The organism is Xanthomonas sp. SHU 199 (genome assembly GCF_000364665.1).
GTDB classification, from domain to species: domain Bacteria; phylum Pseudomonadota; class Gammaproteobacteria; order Xanthomonadales; family Xanthomonadaceae; genus Xanthomonas_A; species Xanthomonas_A sontii.
Genome location: NZ_AQOI01000197.1, coordinates 1 through 2313 on the forward strand (window position 1 = coordinate 1; position 2313 = coordinate 2313).

Consider the following 2313-nt stretch of genomic DNA (forward strand, 5'->3'; position numbering starts at 1 on the left):
AGGCCGCGGCGGCCACCGCGCGCATCCAGCAACAGCCGGCACTGCACGCCGCGCGCGGCGGCGCGCAGCAGCGCCGCGCTCACCGCGTCGCCGACCGCGTCGTCGAACATCAGGTAATACAGCAGGTGCACACGCTCGACCGCCGCGTCGATGTCGTCGATCAGCGCCTGCAGCGAGGGTGCGTAGCGGTCGAGCAGCTCGACGCTGTTGCCGTGGGTCGGCATGAAGTCGCCCTGGCGCTCGACCAGCGGTACCACTTCGGCGACCACGGTATCGGCCGGCGGCGCCCAGCGCAGCGCGGTCAGCGGCACCTGCTGCTCGCGGATCACCTGCGAGGCCAGCGCCTGGCGGCGGACGCGCTCGCGCGACAGCCAGGGGTGGCCGAGCAACAGGTACAGCGGCAGCCCCAGCAACGGCACGAAGCCCACCAGCAACAGCCAGCTGCGCGCCGCGCCGGGCGTGGTGCGGGTGGGGATCCACAACAGCGCCACCAACCGGATCAGCCAGTCCAGCGCCAGCAGCCACGTGCCTTCCAACCAGACCGGCAGCATCGCGATCCTCGCAACCCAGGTCGCCCGATTCTGCGGACTGCGCCGGCAAACGCAACCATGGCCGCAGCGGCGGTGCGCTTTTTCCTTGCTCCAGACGCACGAAACCCGCCTTGCAGCGGGTTCCGTGTGCAACGTGAGCAGCGATCCGAGGATCAGCCGATCACTTGATCTTGCCTTCCTTGTACAGGACGTGCTTGCGCACGACCGGATCGTACTTGAGGAATTCCATCTTCCCCGGGGTGTTCTTCTTGTTCTTGTCCGTGGTGTAGAAGTGGCCGGTACCGGCCGAGGAAATCATACGGACCTTATCGCGCTTGCCTGCCATGATGCTCTACTCCTCAGACCTTTTCGCCGCGCGCACGCAGCTCAGCCAGAACGGTGTCGATGCCGTTCTTGTCGATGGTGCGCAGCGCGTGCGCGGAAACCTTCAGCTTGACCCAGCGGTTCTCGCTGGCGACCCAGAAGCGACGCTCGTGCAGGTTGGGCAGGAAACGACGGCGGGTCTTGTTGTTGGCGTGGGAGACGTTGTTACCCGTCTGCACACGCTTGCCGGACACTTGGCATACGCGGGACATTGCGCACCTCGATAGTAGTTTGGTCGCCCATAGCCTGGGAGACGGCGGCCCCGGCAGCCCTGCGGCCACCACGCGACGTGGGAAATCAAGCGGTTACGCTGGGAAAGGCCGGCCGGAGATCGCGCATCCGGCCGCCGGCCCCGACCTCGTCGGGCACAGCGAGCCGCGCATTATGCAGGCGATCAAGGGCTTGTGCAAGTTGTCCACAGGACCAGGCGCCGCGCGCAGATCCGGGCGGATGGACCAGGCGGGCGTTGCTATTGTATCCGGCGCAAGCCGCTTGCTAGCCTCGCCCAGACCATGCGCCGCCTGTTCCGTCCACTGCGTACTTCCCTGCTGATGCTGCTGCTGGCGGCGTTCGTGGTCGTGCCGGTGGCCGATGCGCTGGCCTGCGCGCTGGAGCCGGAATCGGCCGACGCGGTGCACGCGCCCGCCGCGGCGCATGCCGATGGCGAGGACAGCGACGGCAAGCATGCCGGCGCCTGCAGCCACAACCACTGCCACCACTCGAATCTGAGCCTGCCGGCGAGCGCCCTCGCCGTGTTCGGCGCGCCGCGACCGGCGCGCTGGATGCAGGCCGTCGACGCCTCCCCTGCAGGCGTCGTCCAGGACGGATTGAAGCGCCCGCCCAGAGCGTGAGTTGAGCGTGTCCCGCGATCGCGGGTTTCCGTTTCCCTCACCTCTGGAATTTCCTCATGTCGACTCCGACACGTCGGCCGCAGCGCGCGGCCGGGCGGGTCGTCGCCGTGCTGCTGGGCCTGGCCCCGGCCGCGCTGGCGATGGCGCAGACCGCCCCTTCGTACGACACCTTGCTGCAACGTCTCGATCAACTGCCCGGCAGCCGCATCGGCGCGGCGCTGACCGAGGCCGCCGATGCGCGCGCCGAACAGGCGCGGGCGCTGCCCAACCCGTCGCTGTCCTGGTCCACCGAAAACGCCTGGGGCAGCGGCACTTATGCAGGCACCGACCGGGCCGAAACCTCGCTGACCCTGTCGCAACCGCTGGAACTGTGGGGCCAACGCGGCGCGCGCATCCGCGCGGCCCGCGCCGACGCCGCCGCTGCGGCCCTGCGCGGCACGCAGAGCCGCAGCGAGGCCGCCAGCGAGATGGCCTCTGCCTACGCGCTGGCCGAAAGCGCGCTGCGCCGCTACGCGCTGGCCGAGGAAGCGATGGGCCTGATCCGCGAC

Annotated in this window: 4 protein-coding genes and 1 pseudogene; 2 read left to right on the top strand and 3 right to left on the bottom strand. The window is 69.3% G+C overall.

What is annotated here, in order from left to right; all coding sequences use genetic code 11:
• From D183_RS24285 to rpmB, 3 genes and pseudogenes are all read right to left on the bottom strand, one after another.
• Positions 1-551, bottom strand: a pseudogene (locus D183_RS24285) (cardiolipin synthase); the annotation flags it as partial.
• Positions 552-711: 160 nt separating this feature from the next.
• The gene (gene rpmG, locus D183_RS0108205) at positions 712-879 is read right to left on the bottom strand and encodes a 50S ribosomal protein L33 (protein WP_169411268.1); all 168 of its coding nucleotides are present in this window, start codon (positions 877-879) and stop codon (positions 712-714) included.
• A gap of 10 nt (positions 880-889) precedes the next feature.
• On the bottom strand, positions 890-1126 hold the full coding sequence (gene rpmB, locus D183_RS0108210; protein ID WP_010342733.1) for a 50S ribosomal protein L28: 237 nt from the start codon (positions 1124-1126) through the stop codon (positions 890-892).
• A gap of 300 nt (positions 1127-1426) precedes the next feature.
• Here rpmB and D183_RS0108215 point away from each other — a divergent pair, with 300 nt between their 5' ends.
• Together D183_RS0108215 and D183_RS0108220 are read left to right on the top strand one after the other, a co-directional pair.
• A complete protein-coding gene (locus tag D183_RS0108215; RefSeq protein WP_017908581.1) occupies positions 1427-1765 on the top strand; it encodes a hypothetical protein in 339 nt (112 codons plus the stop codon).
• A 56-nt stretch (positions 1766-1821) separates the two neighbouring features.
• Positions 1822-2313, top strand: a 492-nt coding sequence (locus tag D183_RS0108220) for a TolC family protein (RefSeq protein ID WP_017908582.1), incomplete at its 3' end; no start/stop codon positions are given.